The organism is Streptomyces sp. NPDC056231, assembly GCF_048270745.1.
Lineage (GTDB): Bacteria > Actinomycetota > Actinomycetes > Streptomycetales > Streptomycetaceae > Streptomyces.
The window spans coordinates 171,241-189,780 of sequence record NZ_JBLVKW010000004.1; the positions used below are offsets into that span (position 1 = coordinate 171,241).

14 protein-coding genes and 1 riboswitch are annotated in these 18,540 nt (G+C 71.1%); of the genes, 4 read left to right on the plus strand and 10 right to left on the minus strand.

Going from position 1 to position 18,540, the window contains the following annotated elements:
* Positions 1 to 15: 15 nt before the first annotated feature.
* Positions 16 to 1,131, minus strand: coding sequence for a hypothetical protein (locus ACNPQM_RS05970; protein ID WP_418083155.1), 1,116 nt, complete (start codon positions 1,129 to 1,131; stop codon positions 16 to 18).
* 495 nt (positions 1,132 to 1,626) lie between these two features.
* Here ACNPQM_RS05970 and sepH point away from each other — a divergent pair, with 495 nt between their 5' ends.
* The gene (gene sepH, locus ACNPQM_RS05975; RefSeq protein WP_358860397.1) at positions 1,627 to 2,682 is read left to right on the plus strand and encodes a septation protein SepH; all 1,056 of its coding nucleotides are present in this window, start codon (positions 1,627 to 1,629) and stop codon (positions 2,680 to 2,682) included.
* A 100-nt stretch (positions 2,683 to 2,782) separates the two neighbouring features.
* On the opposite strand, the gene ACNPQM_RS05980 is transcribed toward sepH, so the two are convergent.
* Positions 2,783 to 3,610, minus strand: a complete 828-nt coding sequence (locus ACNPQM_RS05980; RefSeq protein WP_358860398.1) for a sulfurtransferase — start codon at positions 3,608 to 3,610, stop codon at positions 2,783 to 2,785.
* A 225-nt stretch (positions 3,611 to 3,835) separates the two neighbouring features.
* On the opposite strand from ACNPQM_RS05980, the gene ACNPQM_RS05985 reads away from it, so the two are divergent.
* On the plus strand, positions 3,836 to 4,612 hold the full coding sequence (locus ACNPQM_RS05985) for a VOC family protein (protein ID WP_358860399.1): 777 nt from the start codon (positions 3,836 to 3,838) through the stop codon (positions 4,610 to 4,612).
* Between the two features lie 188 nt (positions 4,613 to 4,800).
* On the opposite strand, the gene ACNPQM_RS05990 is transcribed toward ACNPQM_RS05985, so the two are convergent.
* The 4 genes from ACNPQM_RS05990 to ACNPQM_RS06005 all read right to left on the minus strand — a co-directional run bounded on the left by ACNPQM_RS05990 (position 4,801) and on the right by ACNPQM_RS06005 (position 10,315).
* Positions 4,801 to 5,451: a thymidine kinase gene (locus ACNPQM_RS05990; RefSeq protein WP_418083156.1), complete on the minus strand. Its 651-nt coding sequence runs from the start codon at positions 5,449 to 5,451 to the stop codon at positions 4,801 to 4,803.
* A 52-nt stretch (positions 5,452 to 5,503) separates the two neighbouring features.
* Entirely contained in the window at positions 5,504 to 6,691 is a 1,188-nt protein-coding gene (locus ACNPQM_RS05995) for an alkaline phosphatase family protein (protein WP_418083157.1), read from the minus strand.
* On the minus strand, positions 6,691 to 7,287 hold the full coding sequence (locus ACNPQM_RS06000; protein ID WP_358860402.1) for a DUF5998 family protein: 597 nt from the start codon (positions 7,285 to 7,287) through the stop codon (positions 6,691 to 6,693). The genes ACNPQM_RS05995 and ACNPQM_RS06000 overlap by 1 nt, the downstream gene beginning before the upstream one ends.
* Positions 7,288 to 7,360: 73 nt before the next feature.
* Positions 7,361 to 10,315, minus strand: a complete 2,955-nt coding sequence (locus tag ACNPQM_RS06005; RefSeq protein WP_418083158.1) for a GNAT family N-acetyltransferase — start codon at positions 10,313 to 10,315, stop codon at positions 7,361 to 7,363.
* 165 nt (positions 10,316 to 10,480) lie between these two features.
* On the opposite strand from ACNPQM_RS06005, the gene ACNPQM_RS06010 reads away from it, so the two are divergent.
* The gene (locus ACNPQM_RS06010) at positions 10,481 to 10,762 is read left to right on the plus strand and encodes an HPr family phosphocarrier protein (RefSeq protein WP_358860404.1); all 282 of its coding nucleotides are present in this window, start codon (positions 10,481 to 10,483) and stop codon (positions 10,760 to 10,762) included.
* 193 nt (positions 10,763 to 10,955) lie between these two features.
* On the opposite strand, the gene ACNPQM_RS06015 is transcribed toward ACNPQM_RS06010, so the two are convergent.
* From ACNPQM_RS06015 to ACNPQM_RS06030, 4 genes are all read right to left on the minus strand, one after another.
* Positions 10,956 to 11,675, minus strand: coding sequence for a GntR family transcriptional regulator (locus ACNPQM_RS06015; protein ID WP_418083159.1), 720 nt, complete (start codon positions 11,673 to 11,675; stop codon positions 10,956 to 10,958).
* A gap of 213 nt (positions 11,676 to 11,888) precedes the next feature.
* Entirely contained in the window at positions 11,889 to 12,677 is a 789-nt protein-coding gene (locus ACNPQM_RS06020; protein ID WP_418083160.1) for a M23 family metallopeptidase, read from the minus strand.
* 12 nt (positions 12,678 to 12,689) lie between these two features.
* Positions 12,690 to 12,857, minus strand: a riboswitch (cyclic di-AMP (ydaO/yuaA leader).
* Positions 12,858 to 13,065: 208 nt separating this feature from the next.
* Positions 13,066 to 14,448 carry a M16 family metallopeptidase gene (locus tag ACNPQM_RS06025; protein ID WP_358858912.1) on the minus strand — a complete coding sequence of 461 codons (1,383 nt, stop codon included), beginning with the start codon at positions 14,446 to 14,448 and terminating at the stop codon, positions 13,066 to 13,068.
* 26 nt (positions 14,449 to 14,474) lie between these two features.
* Entirely contained in the window at positions 14,475 to 15,851 is a 1,377-nt protein-coding gene (locus ACNPQM_RS06030) for a M16 family metallopeptidase (protein WP_366133723.1), read from the minus strand.
* A 213-nt stretch (positions 15,852 to 16,064) separates the two neighbouring features.
* Between ACNPQM_RS06030 and ACNPQM_RS06035 the strand changes: the two genes are divergently transcribed.
* On the plus strand, positions 16,065 to 18,515 hold the full coding sequence (locus ACNPQM_RS06035) for a DNA gyrase/topoisomerase IV subunit A (RefSeq protein ID WP_358858835.1): 2,451 nt from the start codon (positions 16,065 to 16,067) through the stop codon (positions 18,513 to 18,515).
* Positions 18,516 to 18,540 lie beyond the last annotated feature (25 nt).

The window sequence follows — 18,540 nt, forward strand, 5'->3', positions numbered from 1 at the left end:
CGCCGCGTCGGCCGGTCACCGGCCGGCGCCCGTGCCTGTCGTGGCCGGTGCCTCCTGCCCCGGTGCGACGCCCGCACCGGTGGGGTTCGGGGCGACGCTGCCGGAGTCGCCGGGCGCCGTCGGAGTGGGCGTGGGAGCCGGAGCCGTCGCGCCACCCGAGCTCGACGGCGTGGGTGCGGGCGTCGGCTCGGCCGTGGAGCGGTCACCCTGGCCGGTGCCCGGATTCGGGCTCTGCCCGCCCTGCGAGTCCGCGCCCGGCGTCCCGCCGCTCTCCTGACCCGGCGTCCGCCCCTGACCCGGGTCCGTGCTGACGGACGGTGCCGGGTCGGCGGGCTCCGAGCCCCGTTCCCCGCCGCTTACGACGGATCCCACGGTCGTTCCGTGACCACCGCTCAGATCGCCACCGGAGACGAGCTCGTACGTGGTGATCCCGGCCATCGACACGGCGAAGACCGCAGCGGCCCCGACGGCCGACCGCTTCCAGCCGCGGAGGCGGGTGCCGTGGGTGGTCGACGCGGAGAACTCCTCGTCCGGGACCGGGCCGCGCACCGGCCGCCGGGCGCCGTTCCCGGAACGTGGTTCGAACAGCCGGGTCCCGTCCGTGCCGGGAGACGTGAGCAGCTGGGTCCTGTCCGTGCCGAGGGGCCTCAGCGGCCGGGTCTCGTGATCGGCGAGCGGCTCCAGCAGCTGGGTACGGTCCGGGTCAGCCGCGACCGTACGCAGCACCGCCGTCGCGTCCGCGGACCCCTCGGGCGGCCGGCGGGCATCCCACGTCTCGCGCTCCGCCACATCGCGTGCCGCGCGTGCCTCCTGCGGATCCGCCGCTCCGTACGCGTCCCGCGCCTCACCCGTCCCGCTCGCCCTGCGGGTCTCCCGGCCTGTGAGCTTCGCGTGGACCGTGACCTCACGGATCTGCTCGCCGGTGCGACGGAAGAAGTGCTGGAAGACCGAGCCGCCGCAGGTGGCGACGATGCTCATCACTCCGGCGCCGAGAATCGTTCCGTACACACCCAGTTGCGAGGCCGCCACTGCCGCCGCGACCGCCGCCACCGCACTGCCGGCCACCTGCGGCAGGCTCAGATCGATACGCCTCTCTCTGGGTTCTGGGTCACTTTCCGGCTTTCGCACCATTTCCAGCCCTTGATTGACATCTCTCCCACCATGCAACAGGAAGGGACAATCGGGCGAAGTGAATAGTTCCACTTCAGGTGATTCTGTGAAGCAGGACACGCGTCATGGGCATTTCGCGTCCAGTTGGGTAGTTGGACTCCCGCATCCACCGAGAACTTCGGCGGCGCGCCGGTCCACCCACGTGGCCCGAATGGAGTACTGTGGCGAGCCCTGGGGCCGGACTCCCACGTGGGGTCCGGAACCTTCGGGGCGGGGCCGAAGGAGGCACTCGATCCGGCGGCGCCACGGCATCGCACGGGGGCCAGCTACGCGGTGTGACATTTGGTCACTCAGCGTTGCGCAAAGGTCACCGTGTCATACCGGCGATCCAGGGCTCGTGCCCGACACGCCGGGCAACACGGCAATGTTGTGGCAGGCTGCACCCGGGCAGGCCACACTCGACTAGCGGAAGCAGCGACGCACGTGACGTCGGCAGGCACCACCCGGGAGGTCCCCATGCCCGAACTGCGTGTCGTGGCCGTCTCCAACGACGGCACACGACTGGTGCTCAAGGCTGCGGACAGCACGGAGTACACGCTTCCGATCGACGAGCGGTTGCGCGCCGCCGTGCGCAACGACCGTGCGCGGCTCGGCCAGATCGAGATCGAGGTGGAGAGCCACCTCCGCCCCCGCGACATCCAGGCACGGATACGAGCCGGTGCCTCCGCGGAGGAGGTCGCTCAGTTCGCCGGAATTCCGGTCGACCGCGTCCGCCGCTTCGAGGGCCCTGTACTCGCGGAGCGCGCCTTCATGGCCGAGCGGGCCCGGAAGACTCCCGTGCGCCGTCCCGGCGAGAACACCGGCCCCCAGCTCGGCGAGGCGGTGCAGGAGCGCCTCCTGCTGCGCGGCGCCGACAAGGAAACCGTCCAGTGGGACTCCTGGCGTCGTGACGACGGCACCTGGGAGGTCCTGCTGGTGTACCGGGTCGCGGGCGAGCCGCACTCGGCGAGCTGGACGTACGACCCACCGCGACGGCTGGTCCAGGCCGTGGACGACGAGGCGCGTTCACTGATCGGCGAGACCGACGATGTCGCCGCGCCCGAGCCCAGCTTCCCGTTCGTGCCCCGGATCGCCCGACTGCCGCGCGACCGGCCGCTGGACCGTGCGCTCGACCGCCAGATGGAACGGCCCGCTCCGCCGCCTCCGCCCGAGCCCGAGGAGCACATCGTCGGAGTCTCCGCCGGTGAGCGTGACTCGCTGACCAGCCTGCTGGAGGCCGTGCCGAGCTTCCGTGGCGACATGGTGGTGCCGGAGCGGCCCGAGCCGCCGACGACCGAGCCCGCCGCTCAGGAGCCGGAGGCCGACGAGCCGCCGGCCCCGGCAGCCTCCGCGGGCGCCGGTTCCGCTTATGCGGATGTGCTGATGCCGCGCGCGGTGGCCGGTCACCGCGACCGGTTGACCGGGACGACCGACCGCCAGGCGGAGGCGGACGGTGTCCGTCCCGGCCGCCGGGCCGCGGTGCCGAGCTGGGACGAGATCGTCTTCGGCACCCGCCGCAAGAAGCAGGACTGACCCGGGTGACCGTGGCATGACGAGGGCCCGTACGCCGCTGCGTACGGGCCCTCGTGCCGTCTGTCTCCGGAACCGGTCACCGCAGTTCCGGATGGCGCCGTTACTGGGGGTCGGGGCCCGTGGCCACCGGCCGGGACTCGTCGGCAGACCACTCGGACCAGGAGCCCGCGTACAGCGCGGCGGGGATTCCCGCGACGGCCAGGGCCAGCACCTCGTGCGCGCCGGAGACCCCGGAGCCGCAGTAGACGCCGATCTCCGGCGCCCCGTCCGTGCCGAGCTCCTTGAAGCGGGCGGCCAACTCCTCTGCGGGCAGGAACCGCCCGTCACCACCTGTGTTCTCGGACGTCGGGGCCGAGACCGCACCGGGAATGTGGCCGCCGACCCGGTCGATCGGCTCGACGTCGCCGCGGTAGCGCTCCGCGGCCCGCGCGTCGAGCAGCAGTCCGGAGCGGGCCAGCGCCGCCGCGCCTTCCGCGTCCAGCAGGGGCAGCGCACCCGGTTCGGGCCTGAAGTCGCCCTCGGCCGGGGTGGGCGACTCGGTGGAGAGCTCGCCGCTCCAGGCGGCGAGACCGCCGTCCAGCACACGGACGTCCGGGTGACCCGTCCAGCGCAGCAGCCACCAGGCGCGTGCCGCGGCCCAGCCCTGACCGCCGTCGTACACCACGACCGGAGTGTCGCGGGAGACCCCGGCGCGGCGCATCACGGCGCCGAATTCCTCGGGGTCGGGCAGTGGATGACGGCCGCCGTTGCCTGCCGGACCGGCGAGTTCCGCGTCCAGATCGACAAAGACCGCACCGGGGATGTGTCCGGCCTCGTAGTCGGGACGGCCGTGCGGTCCACCGAGCTGCCAACGTACGTCCAGGAGCACCGGCGGACGTGGCCCCGCCGACTCGCTCGCACATTCGAATGCGGAGATGATGGGCTTCATGGGTGCCATCCTCGCGCAGAAGCATGCTCACCTGTAACAACACTGTGTACCGCATCAAACCGGACTTCCTCTGTCGAGATCCGGGAACATGCGGCGCGGCCGAGGCGCATCGCGCGCCGGGTGGTGCAAGCATCTGCACGGGGCGTACACATCCCGCAGCGCCGGTCGGCGCGTCGGCCCCGTTCCCCCGTACGGCCACCACGATGGTCCGAGGAGAGAGTGACGATGACCGAGGCTGCCGTTCGGCGAACACCCGGAACACCGTGCTGGGTGAGTCTGATCGTGCACGGCCTGTCCGCAACCCAGAAGTTCTACGCGGAGCTGTTCGGCTGGGAGTTCGGGCCCGGCCCGCAGCAACTGGGACCGTACGTGCGAGCGCTGATCGACGGGCAGGAGGTCGCGGGCATCGGGCAGCTGCCGCCGGAACGGCACCTGCCGGTCGCCTGGACGACCTATCTGGCCACCGACGACGCCGACGTCACGGCGGAGACCATCCGCTCCTGCGGCGGCACCGTCGCCGTGGGGCCGCTGGACGCCGGTGACGCCGGCCGGCTCGCCATCGCCTCCGACCCGAGCGGTGCGGTCTTCGGGATCTGGCAGGCCGCCGCGCATCTCGGTACGACGCTGACGCGGGTCCCCGGCACCCCGGTCTGGAACGAGCTGGTGACCCGCGAGACCTCGACGGTCGCCAAGTTCTACCAGGCGGTCTTCGGCTACGACGCAGAGGCGGTGGTCTCGGCCGACTTCGACTACCAGACCCTGCACCTGAACGGCCGCCCGGTGGCCTCGCTGCACGGCGTCGGCCGCGCCCTGCCGCACGACCGCGGCCCGCACTGGATGACGTACTTCGAGGTCGCCGACACCGACGAGGCGACCGCACGGGTGGTGGATCTCGGCGGGCATGTGCTGCAGCCCCCGCGGGACGGGGCGAGCGGGCGCGTGGCGACCGTCGCGGACCCGGAGGGCGCCGCCTTCACGATCGTACGGTCCGAGGACCGGTGATCCCTCACGCCTCGGGCGGCCGCGTCCGCCGCGCCGCCTGAGCCCCTTGCGTTCGCACGGGCCCGCTACCGGTCCTCACCGGCGAGCGCCGGTTCGTTCAGCGCTCCCGTCATCACGCGTCGGAAAATTCCGGCACGTCAAGCGCGCGGAGACGAGACGTGGAAGGCGGGTTCAGCGGGGCCGGCGGCTCAGCCGGACGTCACCGGAAGGACATCCGGCGACAGCACACCCGCGCGGGCCGTCGCGCTGGTCATTCTGCGCTGGTGGTGGCGCCTGCACAGCACCTCGTAACCGACCTCGTCCGTCTGCTGGTTGACGTCCCCCACCACGACCTGGGCCCCTTCGACGACCATCTCGCCGCCCACCGTGCGGGCGTTGTGCGTCGCCCGTGCACCGCACCAGCAGAGCGCTTCGACCTGGAGGGTCTCGACCCGGTCGGCCAGTTCCATCAGGCGCTGGGAACCGGGGAACAGCTTCGTCCGGAAATCGGTGGTGATACCGAACGCGAAGACGTCCAGGCCGAGGTCGTCGACGATCCGGGCGAGCTGGTCGATCTGTACAGGCGCGAGGAACTGTGCCTCGTCCACGATCACGTAGTCCGCCCGGCCGCCACGGGTGATGTGGTCGACGAGATGGGCGTACACATCCATGCCCTCGTCGGCCTCGACGGCCTCCGTGACGAGCCCCAGCCGCGAGGAGAGCTTGCCCTCGCCCGCGCGGTCGTCCCGAGTGAAGATCACGCCTTGCAGGCCCCTGGCCGACCGGTTGTGGCCGATCTGCAGCGCCAGCGTGCTCTTTCCGCAGTCCATCGTTCCGGAGAAGAACACAAGCTCGGGCATGAGGGGGTGAACACCTTTCGGTTCAGCAAGGGCAGAGAAGGGAGAAAACGGGTTACGAGCGTACTTCGAGGAGCGGGACGAGCTGCTCGGCGGGAGTCATCGAGCCGTGCATGCCCACCATCGCCGACTCGTGCGGCTCCTGGACGGACGCGGTGACCACCACGTCGTCGCGGGCGGCCGCCACCACGTCGCCGACCCTGCCGTACACCCGCTCGTCGACCTTCGGACCGAACCAGCCCGCCGCGATCGCCTCGTCCCGGCTCGCCACCCAGAACTGCTCGCCGAGCACTTCCTGCCAGACGGTCAGCACATCGGCCTCGGCGCCGGGGACGGCGTACACATGGCGGGCCCGGCCCTCGCCGCCGAGCAGGGCGACGCCCGCGCGCAGCTCCCAGTCCTCGTCGAAATCGATCCGGGACTGTTCGTCGAAGGGGATGTCGATCATGCCGTGGTCGGCGGTGATGTACAGCGCCGAGCGGGGCGGGAGCTGTTCGGCGAGGCGCTGCACGAGACCGTCCACGTACATCAGCTGGCCGCGCCAGGCGTCGGAGTCGACGCCGAAGCGGTGCCCCTTGCCGTCGATCTCGCTGTAGTACGTGTAGACGAGCGACCGGTCACCGGCGGCGAGCCGGTCCGCGGCCAGGTCCATCCGGTCCTCGCCGGAGAGCCTGCCGTGGAACGTGCCGCCGCTCAGCGCGACCTCGGTGAGCGGGGTGTGCTGGAAAGTCGGGGCGGAGACCTGCGCGGTCGCCACACCGGCCTCGTCGGCGAGCCGGAAGACGGTGGGATACGGCTGCCAGACTGCCGGCGAGGTCCAGGGCTTCCAGCGGAGCTGGTTCATCAGCTCGCCGGTCTCCGGATTGCGGACGGTGTAGCCGGGAAGGCCGTGTGCGCCGGGCGGCAGCCCCGTACCGACCGAGGCGAGCGAGGTCGCGGTGGTGGCCGGGAAGCCCGCCGTGATGGGACGGCCCGTGCCCCCGCGAGAGGTGGGGAGCAACGAGTGCAGATACGGCGCCTCGTCCGGGTGGGCCTTGATCTGCTCCCAGCCGAGTCCGTCGATCAGGAAGACGCAGTTCCGGTCGGCGGGGGTGAGCTCAGGTATCGCCGCCGTGAAGCCTGGCACGCCCTGTCCGGCGACGAGCGTCGGCAGCAGATCGGCAAGCGAGCCGCTGCCGTACGCGGGGACGGGAGCGGTGTCGAGAGGGAGCAGAACGGGGTCCTGCCAGGCCGGCTGGGCCATCAGCGGCCGGTAGCCGCGATCGCGGCCGTCGCCTCGGAGAGGGACTGGGCGAAGGCAAGGGTCTGCCGCACCGTATCCGGGCCGTCACCGGCCTCGCTGACGCGCAGGCTCAGGTCGTCGGCGGTGGAGCTGCCGGTGTAGCCGTGGTCCGCCTCGCAGTTGGGGTCGCCACAGGCGGCGGGCTCCAGGTCGATGCGGGAGACCGCGCCCCAGCCGATGGTCAGGACGACCTCGCGGGGCAGTGTGCCCGGGACGTACTTCTCCGGGTCGGCGACGACTCGGCTGACCACCACCGAGGAGATCCGGTCCAGCTTGACGGACTCGGTGGAGGTGGTGGCGTACGGCGACGGGGAACTGGTGTCCGCGTTCTGCTCGTCGGTGTGGCTGACGATGAAACGGTTGTCCGTCAGGACCAGGACCGTGACGTGCCTGCGCACCTCATTGGAGTCGAAGGTCGTCTCCTGGTGCACCAGGTACGAAGCGACCGGCTCACCCCCGACGGCGGCCTCCACCGCCTCGGCCACAAGGGCCGGGTAGTAGCCGCTGCGCTCGATCGCCGCGCGCAGCCCCTGGGTCGTCGTACCGGTCTTCGCCATACGGACCATCCTACGGGGGGTGGATGACTGCCGGGGACGCTGTGGACGGGCCTGCGGCGGATCGCCCGTGGATTCAGTAGTTGGGCAGACGACGGGGGCCGAGATCGGTACGGGCCGGTGGCGGCGACAGCCGGACGGTCGCGCCGAGGACGGTCAGCCCCTGCGTGGCGACCACGACCGGTTCCAGTGCGACGGAGACCACCTCGGGGTGATCGTCGACGAGCCGGGACACCCTCAGCAGCAGTTCCTCGAGCGCCGCGGTGTCGACGGGCGCCGAGCCCCGCCAGCCGAAGAGGACCGGGGCCGCCCGGATGGACCGGATCAGTTCGGCAGCGTCGCGGTCGGTGGCCGGCACGAGGCGGTGGGCGGTGTCCCCGAGGAGTTCGGAGGGCGCGCCCGCGAGACCGAAGGAGAGGACGGCGCCCGCCGCCGGGTCGATCGTGGCCCGCACGACGGTGTCCACGCCGCGCGGTGCCATGGACTGGACGACCGGCTGCAGCTCGGTGGGCTTGCCGAGCAGGTCGGTCAGCTCGCCGTACGCCCGGCGCAGCGCGGTCTCGTTGGCGAGGTCGAGCCGTACGCCGCCGAGGTCGGCACGGTGGCGCAGATGAGGCGCGGTGGTCTTGAGCGCCACCGGAAAGCCGAGCCGGGCAGCCGCGGCGACGGCGGCGTCCGGGTCGGGGGCGGGGAGCGTCGGCCGTACGGTGATGCCGTAGCGGCCAAGGAGTTCGCGCGCCTCGTCGTGGCTGAGCTGACGGCCCCGGGGATCGGGGTCGGGCCCGAGGAGTGCGTCGATACGTTCGGCGGCGCCCGCCTCGTCGATGGTGTCCTCGAGGAACTCGGGCACCTTGCCGGGCACCGCGGCCTGCCGTCGCCACTGCGCGTACTTCACCGCCTCGGCGAGGGCACGGACGGCACGCTCGGCGGCGGGGTAGGCGGGGATCCGGCCGGTGGGGGGAGCAGACGGCGTGGGGGCACCGGAGCCGGGGGCGTTCGGCTGGGCCGGGAGATCCGGCGTGACTGAGCCGGCGGGGGTGCCGGTGACGCCCGGCGTGGCTGAAGCGCCTGTGGGGCTCGTGACGCGCGGGATGCCCCTGCCGTCCGCCGCGGCCGGAGCACCCGGGGAAGCCGTCGCGGCCACCCGCGGCGCCGCGACCGTGCTGCTGGCGGCCGCGAGCGCCTCCGCCAGACCGCCGATCTCCACGTGGACCACGGCCACCGGCTTGGCCGGTCCCGTGGCCGCCGCTGCGCGCAGCGCGGCAGCCAGGACCTCGCCGTCACCCGTTTCCGCCTGGCCGTTCTCGCCGACCCACGGGATCGCCGTCACCACCACCGCATCGCAGCTCCGGTCGGCGAGTGCCTCCGCCAGCGCATCCCGGAAGTCCTGAGGGGTGGCCGCGGTGGTGAGGTCGCGGGGCGGGCGCGGGCGCAGCCCCTCGGCCAGGCAGGCGTCGTACGTGAGCAGGCCCAGGGACTCGGAGTTGCCGAGGATCGCGACCCGGGGACCCGCCGGGAGGGGCTGGTCGGCGAGGAGCAGGCCCGCGTCGACCATCTCCGTCACCGTGTCGACGCGGATCACGCCCGCCTGCCGCATGAGCGCGGAGACCGTCGCGTCCGGGATCCGGCTGACCGGCACCGCATGACCGGGCGGGGTGCTGCCGCTGTGCCGGGCCCCCTTCACCACGACGACCGGCTTCACCGCTGCGGTGCGCCGCGCGAGGCGGGTGAACTTCCGCGGATTGCCGAGGGATTCGAGGTAGAGCAGGGCGACGTCGGTGTCCGGGTCCTCGTACCAGTACTGGAGGAAGTCGTTGCCCGAGATGTCGGCGCGGTTGCCCGCGGAGATGAACGTCGACAGACCCGCGCCGCGCCGGTAGAGCCCGGAGAGCAGGGCGATGCCGATCGCCCCCGACTGCGTGAACAGTCCGATGCGCCCCTGGGCGGGCGGCTCGGGGGCGAGGGAGGCGTTCAGCCGTACGGCGTCCGCATTGTTGATGATCCCGAAGGCGTTCGGGCCGATGATGCGCATGCCGTACGAGCGGGCCTGGCGGACCAGTTCGCGCTGCCTTTCCCTGCCTTCGGCGCCCCATTCGGCATATCCGGCGGAGAGGACCACGAGGCCCTGAACGCCGTGTTCGCCGCAGTCGGCGACGGCCTCCGGGACCCGGTCCGCGGGCACGGCGACGACCGCGAGGTCCACTGGTTCACCGATCTCGCCGATGGAGCGGTGCGCGGGGACGCCGTCGATCGTTCCCTGGTCTGCGGCGAACGAACTGTTCACGGCATACGCACGGCCGGTGAAGCCCGCGCCGAGGAGGTTGCGCAGAACCGTCCGGCCGACCCCGCCGGGGTTACGCCCGGTGCCGATGACGGCGACGGACCCCGGTGCGAGCAGCCGCTGCACCGACCGCGCCTCCGCCCGCTGCTCACGGGCGCGCTGGACGGCGAGGGACTCGGCGGTCGGTTCGAGGTCGAGGGTGAGATGGACGGCGCCGTCCTCGAAGCTGCGCTGCTGGGTGTACCCGGCATCACGGAACACCTTGATCATCTTGGTGTTGGCGGGCAGCACCTCGGCGGCAAAGCGGCGGATGCCGCGCTCACGCGCCACTGCGGCGATGTGTTCGAGGAGCGCCGATGCCACGCCGCGGCCCTGGTGCGCGTCCTGGACGAGAAAGGCGACCTCGGCCTCGTCGGCGGGGGCGGAGGCCGGCCGGCCGTTCGCGTCGATCCGGTCGTAGCGGACAGTGGCGATGAAATCACCGCCGACCGTGGCGGCGAGCCCCACCCGGTCGACGTAGTCGTGATGGGTGAAGCGGTGGACGTCCTTGGCGGACAGACGGGGGTAAGGAGCGAAGAACCGGTAGTACTTCGACTCCTCGGAGACCTGCTCGTAGAAGCTGACCAGGCGCTCGGCATCGTCCGTGGTGATGGGCCTGATGCGGGCCGTACCGCCGTCGCGGAGCACCACATCCGCTTCCCAGTGGTCGGGGTACACGTGGTGCGGACTCTGCTCCGGCGTGGGCTGCATGGGCAAAGCCTACGGCGCGGTCAGCAGTCGCCCAGGGCACGGGGCCAGGGCAGTCCGAGAGCTCCGATCAGCCGTGCAGCACGGGCCGGGTCGCGGGTCGGCGGGCAACAGGGCACTGCGTGAGAGGCTGGTCTGGACAATCATTGATCCGTGAAGGGCAGAACCATGGCTGAGCGTCGCGTCAATGTCGGTTGGACCGAGGGCCTGCACGCCCGCCCCGCTTCCATCTTCGTTCGTGCGGCCACGGCGTCCGGCATCCCCGTCACGATCGCCAAGCCCGACGGCCCCCCGGTGAACGCCGCCTCCATCCTCGCGGTGCTCGGTCTCGGCGCGCACGGCGGCGAGGAGATCGTGCTCGCCTCCGAGGCGGACGACGCCGAGGCCGCGCTCGACCGGCTGGCGAAGCTGGTCACCGAGGGGCTCGAGGAGCTCCCGGAGACCGTCTGATTCCAGGATTCCGATCAGGGGGAAGCCTTTCCGGCCGGTTCCTGTCGGGTCCATTTCCGTGACGGAGCCGCGATACCCCCAACCGGGATCGCGGCTCCTTCGTTTTCTGATACCGACAATGCCTCCGGGGCGAATTTCGGGCAGCCAAAAGAAAGCCCCGCACACTTACTTCACCTTGTATACGGCGCAGGTGTTAATACCGGCCGCTCGCGGTGTTTACGGCATGTTGCGAAGTCCTCACCCGGCCGCCGGAACGGGGGGCGCCGGCATCGCGGCCCGGAGCACCGCCCGCGCGGCGCAGCCGGTGCGCGGCGGCGGCCCGCGCGGCGTGCTGGGCGGCCAGCGCCCTGGCCCGATCCGCGTCGCCGCGCGCCACGGCGTCCACGATGGCTCCGTGCTCACCCCAGTGGTCGACCGGGCGGGCCGGCTGCTCGACCGCGTACATCCAGGCGATCTTGTGGCGTAGCTGGGTGAGCAGCGCGATGAGCCCGGGGCTGCCGGACGCCTGGGCGAGCGTCTCGTGGAACCAGCTGCCCAGGGAGTGCAGATCCTCCCCCGCACCTCGCCGCGCTCTGTCCTGACCCAGCCTGACCAGGCCGCGCAGCACCTTGAGGTGTGCCTCGGTGCGGCGTTGCGCGGCACGGGCCGCACCCAGCGGCTCCAGCAGCATCCGTACCTCCAGAAGGTCGGCGGCCTCCTGTTCGGTGGGCTCGGCGACACAGGCACCGGCATGCCGGCGGGTGACCACGAAGCCCTCGGACTCCAGGGTGCGCAGCGCTTCCCGCACGGGGACACGGGAGACCCCGTAACGACGCGCGAGCAGCTCCTCGGTGAGTCTGCCACCGCGTTCGAAGACACCGGAGACGATCTCGTCACGGATTGCCGTGCATACCGATTGCGCCGGAATGCGCATGTCCGAACCTCCGCCTTAATCCCCCGCGAAACGCGGCCGATCGACGCATGTTCTGCGACTCTATTGCAAGGCGACCGCATTTCCGAAGCCGGTCCGAAAACCATGAATACCTTCTGGCCCGGGGACGGTTCCGCCGGGCGGTTCGGCAGGGGCGGACACCCCGAAGGCCCCGGCGGAAGCCGGGGCCTTCGGGGTGTGGGGACGGGACGTCGGTCAGACGTTCACGCCATGGGCGCGCAGGTACGCCACGGGGTCCATGTCGGAGCCGTACGAAGGCGTGGTGCGGGCCTCGAAGTGGAGGTGCGGTCCGGTGGAATTGCCGGTCGAGCCGGAGAGGCCGATCTGCTGGCCCGCGCCGACGGTCTGGCCGACGGAGACGCCGATCGAGGAGAGGTGGCCGTACTGGGTGTACGTGCCGTCCGTCATCCGCAGCACGATGTTGTTGCCGTATGCGCCGCCCCAGCCCGCCTCGACGACCGTGCCGGCGCCGACGGCGACGACGGAGCTGCCGGAAGCGGCGTGGAAGTCGATGCCCGAGTGGCGACCGGAGGACCAGAGGGATCCGCTCGACTTGTAGCCGGTGGTGACGTACGAACCGGCGACCGGGAGCTGATAGGAGCCCAGGCGGGTGCGCTCGGCGGAACGGGCGGCGCGGGCCTTCGCGTCACGGGCCGCCTTGGCGCGGGCCTCGGCCTCGGCCTTGGCCTTCGCCGCCGCCTCGGCCTTGGCAGCCTCGGCAGCCTTCGTGGCGACGTCGGCCTGGCGCTTCTGCACCTCGGCCTGGGTGGCCACCTGGTCGGCGAGGGCGTCCTCGATGGCGACGATCTGGGTCAGACCGGTTTCATTGCCGGAGGGGGCCTCGGCATCCGCGGCGAGGGCCGGAGAGGCCAGTCCGCCGATGACGCCGGTGGTCGCCAGCGTCGCGACTCCGGCGACGCGTGCGCTCCTGCGCTTCAGGCGGCTCGGGGCACGGTGCTTCCCGGTGGGGCGGGTGAACGCCATGGAGTAGCTGGTCCTTTCCTTCCTTCTCGCCTACCGGGTTAGCTGACGGGTTCGGAGCAGGAAGGTCTCCTACGGATCCCCGGCCTCACAGGAGGTCACGGCATCCGATTCACCCCAAGGACTGCATGGGTCCCCGGCTCCCCGGGCTCGCGCCTGACGGGGACTCGGCGATCACTGCCCGGCGCCACGGATGCGGCATACGAGTGACGGACAGCGGAGCCGACGCTAGGCGGGGGCACTTTCATTCACCAAACGGACAGGGCGCTTTGTAGCGCATCCCACAGGGCAAGCAAGAAGCTTTCGCCTCAAATCGGGCAAAAAGGAAGACCCTGGCAGGAAGTGACTCGCCAGGGTCTCTCTTCGCCCCTCTTTGTGGGGCTTTGGTGCATCAGCCGGTGACGACGGAAACCTCTCCGATGCCCAGCGCCCTGACCGGCTCCTCGATCTGCGCAGCGTCGCCGACGAGAATCGTGACCAGCCGGTCCACGGGGAAGGCGTTGACCACGGCCGCGGTCGCCTCGACCGTGCCGGTCTCGGCCAGGCGGGCGTACAACTGCGCCTGGTAGTCGTCCGGGAGGTGCTGCTCGACCTGGTCGGCGAGCGTGCCGGCGACGGAGGCAGCCGTCTCGAACTTCAGCGGGGCGACACCCACGAGGTTCTGCACAGCAGTCTCGCGCTCGGCGTCGGTCAGTCCCTCGGCCACCAGGGTCCGCAGGACCTTCCACAGGTCGTCGAGCGCCGGTCCGGTGGACTCCGTGTCCACCGAGCCGCTGATCGCCAGCATCGCCGCGCCGGTCGCCCCGGAGGCGGAGTCCGGGGCCGTCGAGCGCAGGACCTGACCGAAGGCCCGCACGCCGTAGGTGTAGCCCTTCTCCTCGCGCAGCACCCGGTCCAGCCGGGAGGTGAGTGTGCCGCCCAGGCAGTAGGTGCCGAGGACCTGGGCCGGCCACACGCTGTCGTGCCGGTCGGCGCCGATCCGGCCGATCAGCAGCTGCGTCTGCACGGCGCCCGGACGGTCGACGATCACCACGCGGCCGGTGTCGTCGGCGGTGATCGGCGGGACCGGACGGGGCTCCACAGTGTTCCCGGTCCAGTCGCCGATGGTGTCGGCGAGCAGGGCGTCCAGGTCGATACCGGTGAGGTCGCCGACGACGACGACGGTCGCGGTGGACGGCCTGACATGGGCCTCGTAGAAGGCGCGCACGGCCGCGGAGTCGATCCGCTCCACCGTTTCCTCGGTGCCCTGGCGCGGGCGTGACATCCGCGACGTGGCCGGGAAGAGCTCCTTGGAGAGCTGCTTGGCGGCACGACGGGCCGGATTGGCCTGCTCGTGCGGAATCTCGTCGAGCCGGTTGTTCACCAGTCGCTCGATCTCGCTGTCGGCGAACGCCGGCGCCCGCAGCGCCTCGGCGACCAGCCCGAGCGCCTTGGCCAGCCGGGATGCCGGAACCTCCAGGGAGACCCGCATGCCGGGATGGTCGGCGTGTGCGTCGAGGGTGGCGCCGCAACGCTCCAGCTCAGCGGCGAACTCCTCGGCGGAGTGCTTGTCGGTGCCCTCGGAAAGGGCCCGCGCCATGATCGTGGCCACGCCGTCGAGCCCCTCGGGCTCGGCTTCCAGCGGGGCGTCGAGGAAGATCTCGACCGCGACGACCTGCTGGCCGGGACGGTGGCAGCGCAGCACCGTCAGCCCATTGGGCAAGGCGCCGCGCTCGGGTGCGGGAAAGGCCCAGGGCCTGGCCGTGCCGGGGGTCGGCTGCGGGTGGTACTCCATCGATACTCCAGTCGCGGCAGCGTCGGTCACTTGTCCGCCCCTTCGTGCGCGTCGGTGTCGGTGTCCGTCTCGTCGGCTTCCGCGTCGGCGGATTCGGCCGGCTCGACCGGCTCGTAGACGAGCACCGCCCGGTTGTCGGGGCGCAGCTGGGCCCTGGCCGCCGCCTGGACCTCGTCCGCAGTGACGTCGAGGACCCGCTGGACGGCGGTGAGGGCGAGCTGCGGGTCGCCGAACAGCACGGCGAACCGGCAGAGTTCATCGGCGCGGCCCGCGACCGTACCGAGCCGGTCCAGCCACTCGCGCTCCAACTGTGCCTGAGCGCGCTCCATTTCCTCGGGCGTGGGGCCCTCGGCGGCGAATCGGGCCAGCTCCTCGTCGACCGCGGCCTCGATCTGCGCCACCTCGACACCGCCGGAGGTCTTCACGTCCAGCCAGCCGAGCGAGGGCGCGCCGGCCAGCCGCAGCAGCCCGAAGCCTGCCGCAACGGCCGTGCGGTCGCGGCGGACCAGGCGGTTGTGCAGCCGGGAGGACTCGCCTCCGCCGAGCACGGTCAGCGCGAGATCCGCGGCGTCGCACTCCCTGGTGCCGTCGTGCGGCAGCCGGTAGGCGGCCATCAGCGCCCGCGCCGGGACCTCCTCGTGGACCTCTTCACGCAGCTGCTCGCCGATGATCTCGGGGAGCGTGCCGTCGCGCGGCGGCTGCTTGCCGTCGTGGGACGGGATGGAGCCGAAGTACTTCTCGATCCAGGCGAGCGTCTGCTCGGGGTCAATGTCGCCGACGACCGACAGCACCGCGTTGTTGGGCGCGTAGTACGTACGGAAGAAGGTCCGCGCGTCTTCGAGCGTCGCCGCGTCCAGGTCGGCCATCGAGCCGATCGGGGTGTGGTGGTACGGGTGGCCCTCGGGGTAGGCGAGGGCGGTCAGCCTCTCGAACGCCGTGCCGTACGGAACATTGTCGTACCGCTGGCGGCGCTCGTTCTTGACGACGTCCCGCTGGTTCTCCATGGACTCGTCGTCGAGCGCGGCGAGCAGCGAGCCCATCCGGTCGGCTTCGAGCCACAGGGCCAGTTCCAGCTGATGCGTGGGCATCGTCTCGAAGTAGTTGGTGCGTTCGAAGCTGGTCGTCCCGTTGAGGGAGCCCCCGGCGCCCTGCACCAGCTCGAAGTGTCCGTTCCCCTTGACCTGCCCGGAGCCCTGGAACATCAGGTGCTCGAAGAGGTGAGCCAGACCTGTGCGCCCCTTGACCTCGTGGCGCGACCCGACGTCGTACCAGAGGCACACCGCGGCGACCGGGGTCAGATGGTCCTCGGAGAGCACCACGCGCAGGCCGTTGGCCAGACGGTGCTCGGTCGCTGTCAAGCCGCCGGAGCCGGCCTGGGCTGTGGCCGTGTGACCCATGGGCATGTACGTCCCTTCGATCGCGATACTGGATTTCCTGCGAGACCTGCCACTGTAAGCAAGCGCACCGGCACCTGGCGAAGTTCCCGTGCCGGGGAAGTTCGTGTGAAAGTGCGCTTGGGACGGGTCGAGGTCGGCGTTGTCAGTGCGGCGGTCCACAATGGTCCGCGTCAGAACCAGAGGTTGCCCGAACAGATCTGTGAAGGAGTCGCAGCAGCGATGGCCCGCCGCAGTACGAAGACCCCGCCGCCGGACGACTTCGAGGAGAAGATCCTCGACATCGACGTCGTCGACGAAATGCAGGGCTCCTTCCTCGAGTACGCGTACTCGGTGATCTACTCACGGGCCCTGCCGGACGCCCGCGACGGCATGAAGCCGGTGCACCGCCGCATCGTGTACCAGATGAACGAGATGGGGCTGCGCCCCGACCGCGGCTATGTGAAGTGTGCCCGCGTCGTCGGCGAGGTCATGGGCAAGCTGCATCCGCACGGCGACGCGTCGATCTACGACGCGCTGGTCCGGATGGCGCAGCCGTTCTCGATGCGGCTCCCCCTCGTCGACGGGCACGGCAACTTCGGCTCGCTCGGCAACGACGACCCGCCGGCCGCCATGCGGTACACCGAGTGCCGGATGGCCGACGCCACGTCGCTGATGACGGAGTCGATCGACGAGGACACCGTCGATTTCCAGTCGAATTACGACGGACAGGAACAGGAACCGGTCGCCCTCCCCGCCGCCTATCCGAACCTCCTGGTCAACGGATCATCCGGGATCGCGGTCGGCATGGCGACCAACATGCCGCCCCACAACCTGGGCGAGGTCATCGCCGCCGCCCGCCACCTGATCAGGCATCCGGGCGCGGACCTGGAAACCCTGATGCGGTTCGTCCCCGGACCCGACCTGCCGACCGGTGGCCGGATCGTAGGCCTCGGCGGGATCAAGGACGCGTACGCAGCCGGGCGCGGCACGTTCAAGATCCGTGCGACGGTCACCGTGGAGAATGTGACGGCCCGCCGCAAGGGCCTGGTCGTCACCGAACTGCCCTTCTCCGTCGGCCCGGAGAAGGTGATCGCCAAGATCAAGGACCTGGTCTCGGTGAAGAAGCTCCAGGGCATCGCCGATGTCAAGGACCTCACCGACCGCGAGCACGGCCTGCGCCTGGTCATCGAGGTCAAGAACGGCTTCGTGCCCGAGGCCGTGCTGGAACAGCTCTACAAGCTGACGCCGATGGAGGAGTCCTTCGGCATCAACAATGTGGCGCTGGTCGACGGACAGCCGCTCACGCTGGGTCTCAAGGAGCTCCTCGAGGTCTACCTCGACCACCGCTTCGACGTGGTGCGCCGCCGCAGCGAGTTCCGCCGGACCAAGCGCCGGGACCGGCTGCACCTGGTCGAGGGCCTGCTCGTCGCGCTGATCGACATCGACGAGGTCATCCGGCTCATCCGGTCCAGCGACAATTCCGCGCAGGCGAAGGAGCGGCTCATCGAGCACTTCTCGCTGAGCGAGATCCAGACGCAGTACATCCTGGACACCCCGCTGCGCCGGCTGACCCGGTTCGACCGGATCGAGCTGGAGAGCGAGCGGGACCGGCTCAGCACCGAGATCGACGAGCTGACGACGATCCTCGAATCGGACGCCGCGCTGCGCAAACTGGTCTCCACCGAACTGGCCGCGGTCGCGAAGAAGTTCGGCACCGACCGGCGTACGGTGCTGCTGGAGTCGGCCGGTTCGCAGGTCGCCTCGGTGCCGCTGGAGGTCGCGGACGACCCCTGCCGGGTGCTGCTGTCCTCGACCGGTCTGCTGGCCCGTACGGCCACCGGCGACCCGATCGTCGTCACCGAGGACGCCAAGCGCGCCAAGCACGACGTGATCGTGTCGGCCGTGCCGGCGACGGCACGTGGCGATGTCGGCGTGGTGACGTCGACAGGGCGGCTGCTGCGGCTCTCGGTGATCGACCTGCCCCAGCTGCCCGACACCCATGCCGCCCCCAATCTTTCGGGCGGGGCACAGGTCTCGGAGTTCCTCACGCTGGAGACCGGTGAGGAGGTCATCTGCCTCACCACGCTCGACGAGTCCTCCCCGGGCCTGGCGATCGGCACCCTGCAGGGCGTCGTCAAGCGGGTGGTGCCGGACTATCCGGCCAACAAGGACGAGCTGGAGGTCATCACCCTCAAGGATGGTGACCGGATCGTCGGCGCCGCCGAACTGCGCACGGGCGAGGAGGACCTCGTCTTCATCACGTCCGACGCACAGCTGCTGCGCTACCAGGCGGCCCAGGTACGGCCGCAGGGCCGCCCGGCGGGCGGCATGGCGGGCGTGAAGCTGGCGGAGGGCGCCGAGGTGCTCTCGTTCGGCGCGGTGGACCCTGCGGCGGACGCGATGGTGTTCACGGTGGCGGGCTCGCACGGCACGCTGGACGACTCGGTGCTGACGGCGAAGCTCACGCCGTTCGACCAGTACCCGCGCAAGGGCAGGGCCACCGGCGGGGTGCGCTGTCAGCGCTTCCTCAAGGGCGAGGACGTCCTGGTGTTCGCTTGGGCGGGTGCGGTCCCGGCGCGGGCGGCACAGAAGAACGGCACCCCGTCCGAACTGCCGGAGCCGGATCCGCGGCGCGACGGTTCGGGGACGCCGCTGGCCAAGCCGGTCGCTGTGGTCGCCGGACCGGTGTAACCGGCGGGATACCGTCGGCCGGATG

What these genes read in the sequence shown, in the direction of transcription:
- ACNPQM_RS05970 (WP_418083155.1), bottom strand. Translation starts at nt 1,131, where the DNA reads ATGGTGCGAAAGCCGGAAAGTGACCCAGAACCCAGAGAGAGGCGTATC.
- sepH (WP_358860397.1), top strand. Translation starts at nt 1,627, where the DNA reads ATGCCCGAACTGCGTGTCGTGGCCGTCTCCAACGACGGCACACGACTG.
- ACNPQM_RS05980 (WP_358860398.1), bottom strand. Translation starts at nt 3,610, where the DNA reads ATGAAGCCCATCATCTCCGCATTCGAATGTGCGAGCGAGTCGGCGGGG.
- ACNPQM_RS05985 (WP_358860399.1), top strand. Translation starts at nt 3,836, where the DNA reads ATGACCGAGGCTGCCGTTCGGCGAACACCCGGAACACCGTGCTGGGTG.
- ACNPQM_RS05990 (WP_418083156.1), bottom strand. Translation starts at nt 5,451, where the DNA reads ATGCCCGAGCTTGTGTTCTTCTCCGGAACGATGGACTGCGGAAAGAGC.
- ACNPQM_RS05995 (WP_418083157.1), bottom strand. Translation starts at nt 6,691, where the DNA reads ATGGCCCAGCCGGCCTGGCAGGACCCCGTTCTGCTCCCTCTCGACACC.
- ACNPQM_RS06000 (WP_358860402.1), bottom strand. Translation starts at nt 7,287, where the DNA reads ATGGCGAAGACCGGTACGACGACCCAGGGGCTGCGCGCGGCGATCGAG.
- ACNPQM_RS06005 (WP_418083158.1), bottom strand. Translation starts at nt 10,315, where the DNA reads ATGCAGCCCACGCCGGAGCAGAGTCCGCACCACGTGTACCCCGACCAC.
- ACNPQM_RS06010 (WP_358860404.1), top strand. Translation starts at nt 10,481, where the DNA reads ATGGCTGAGCGTCGCGTCAATGTCGGTTGGACCGAGGGCCTGCACGCC.
- ACNPQM_RS06015 (WP_418083159.1), bottom strand. Translation starts at nt 11,675, where the DNA reads ATGCGCATTCCGGCGCAATCGGTATGCACGGCAATCCGTGACGAGATC.
- ACNPQM_RS06020 (WP_418083160.1), bottom strand. Translation starts at nt 12,677, where the DNA reads ATGGCGTTCACCCGCCCCACCGGGAAGCACCGTGCCCCGAGCCGCCTG.
- ACNPQM_RS06025 (WP_358858912.1), bottom strand. Translation starts at nt 14,448, where the DNA reads ATGGAGTACCACCCGCAGCCGACCCCCGGCACGGCCAGGCCCTGGGCC.
- ACNPQM_RS06030 (WP_366133723.1), bottom strand. Translation starts at nt 15,851, where the DNA reads ATGCCCATGGGTCACACGGCCACAGCCCAGGCCGGCTCCGGCGGCTTG.
- ACNPQM_RS06035 (WP_358858835.1), top strand. Translation starts at nt 16,065, where the DNA reads ATGGCCCGCCGCAGTACGAAGACCCCGCCGCCGGACGACTTCGAGGAG.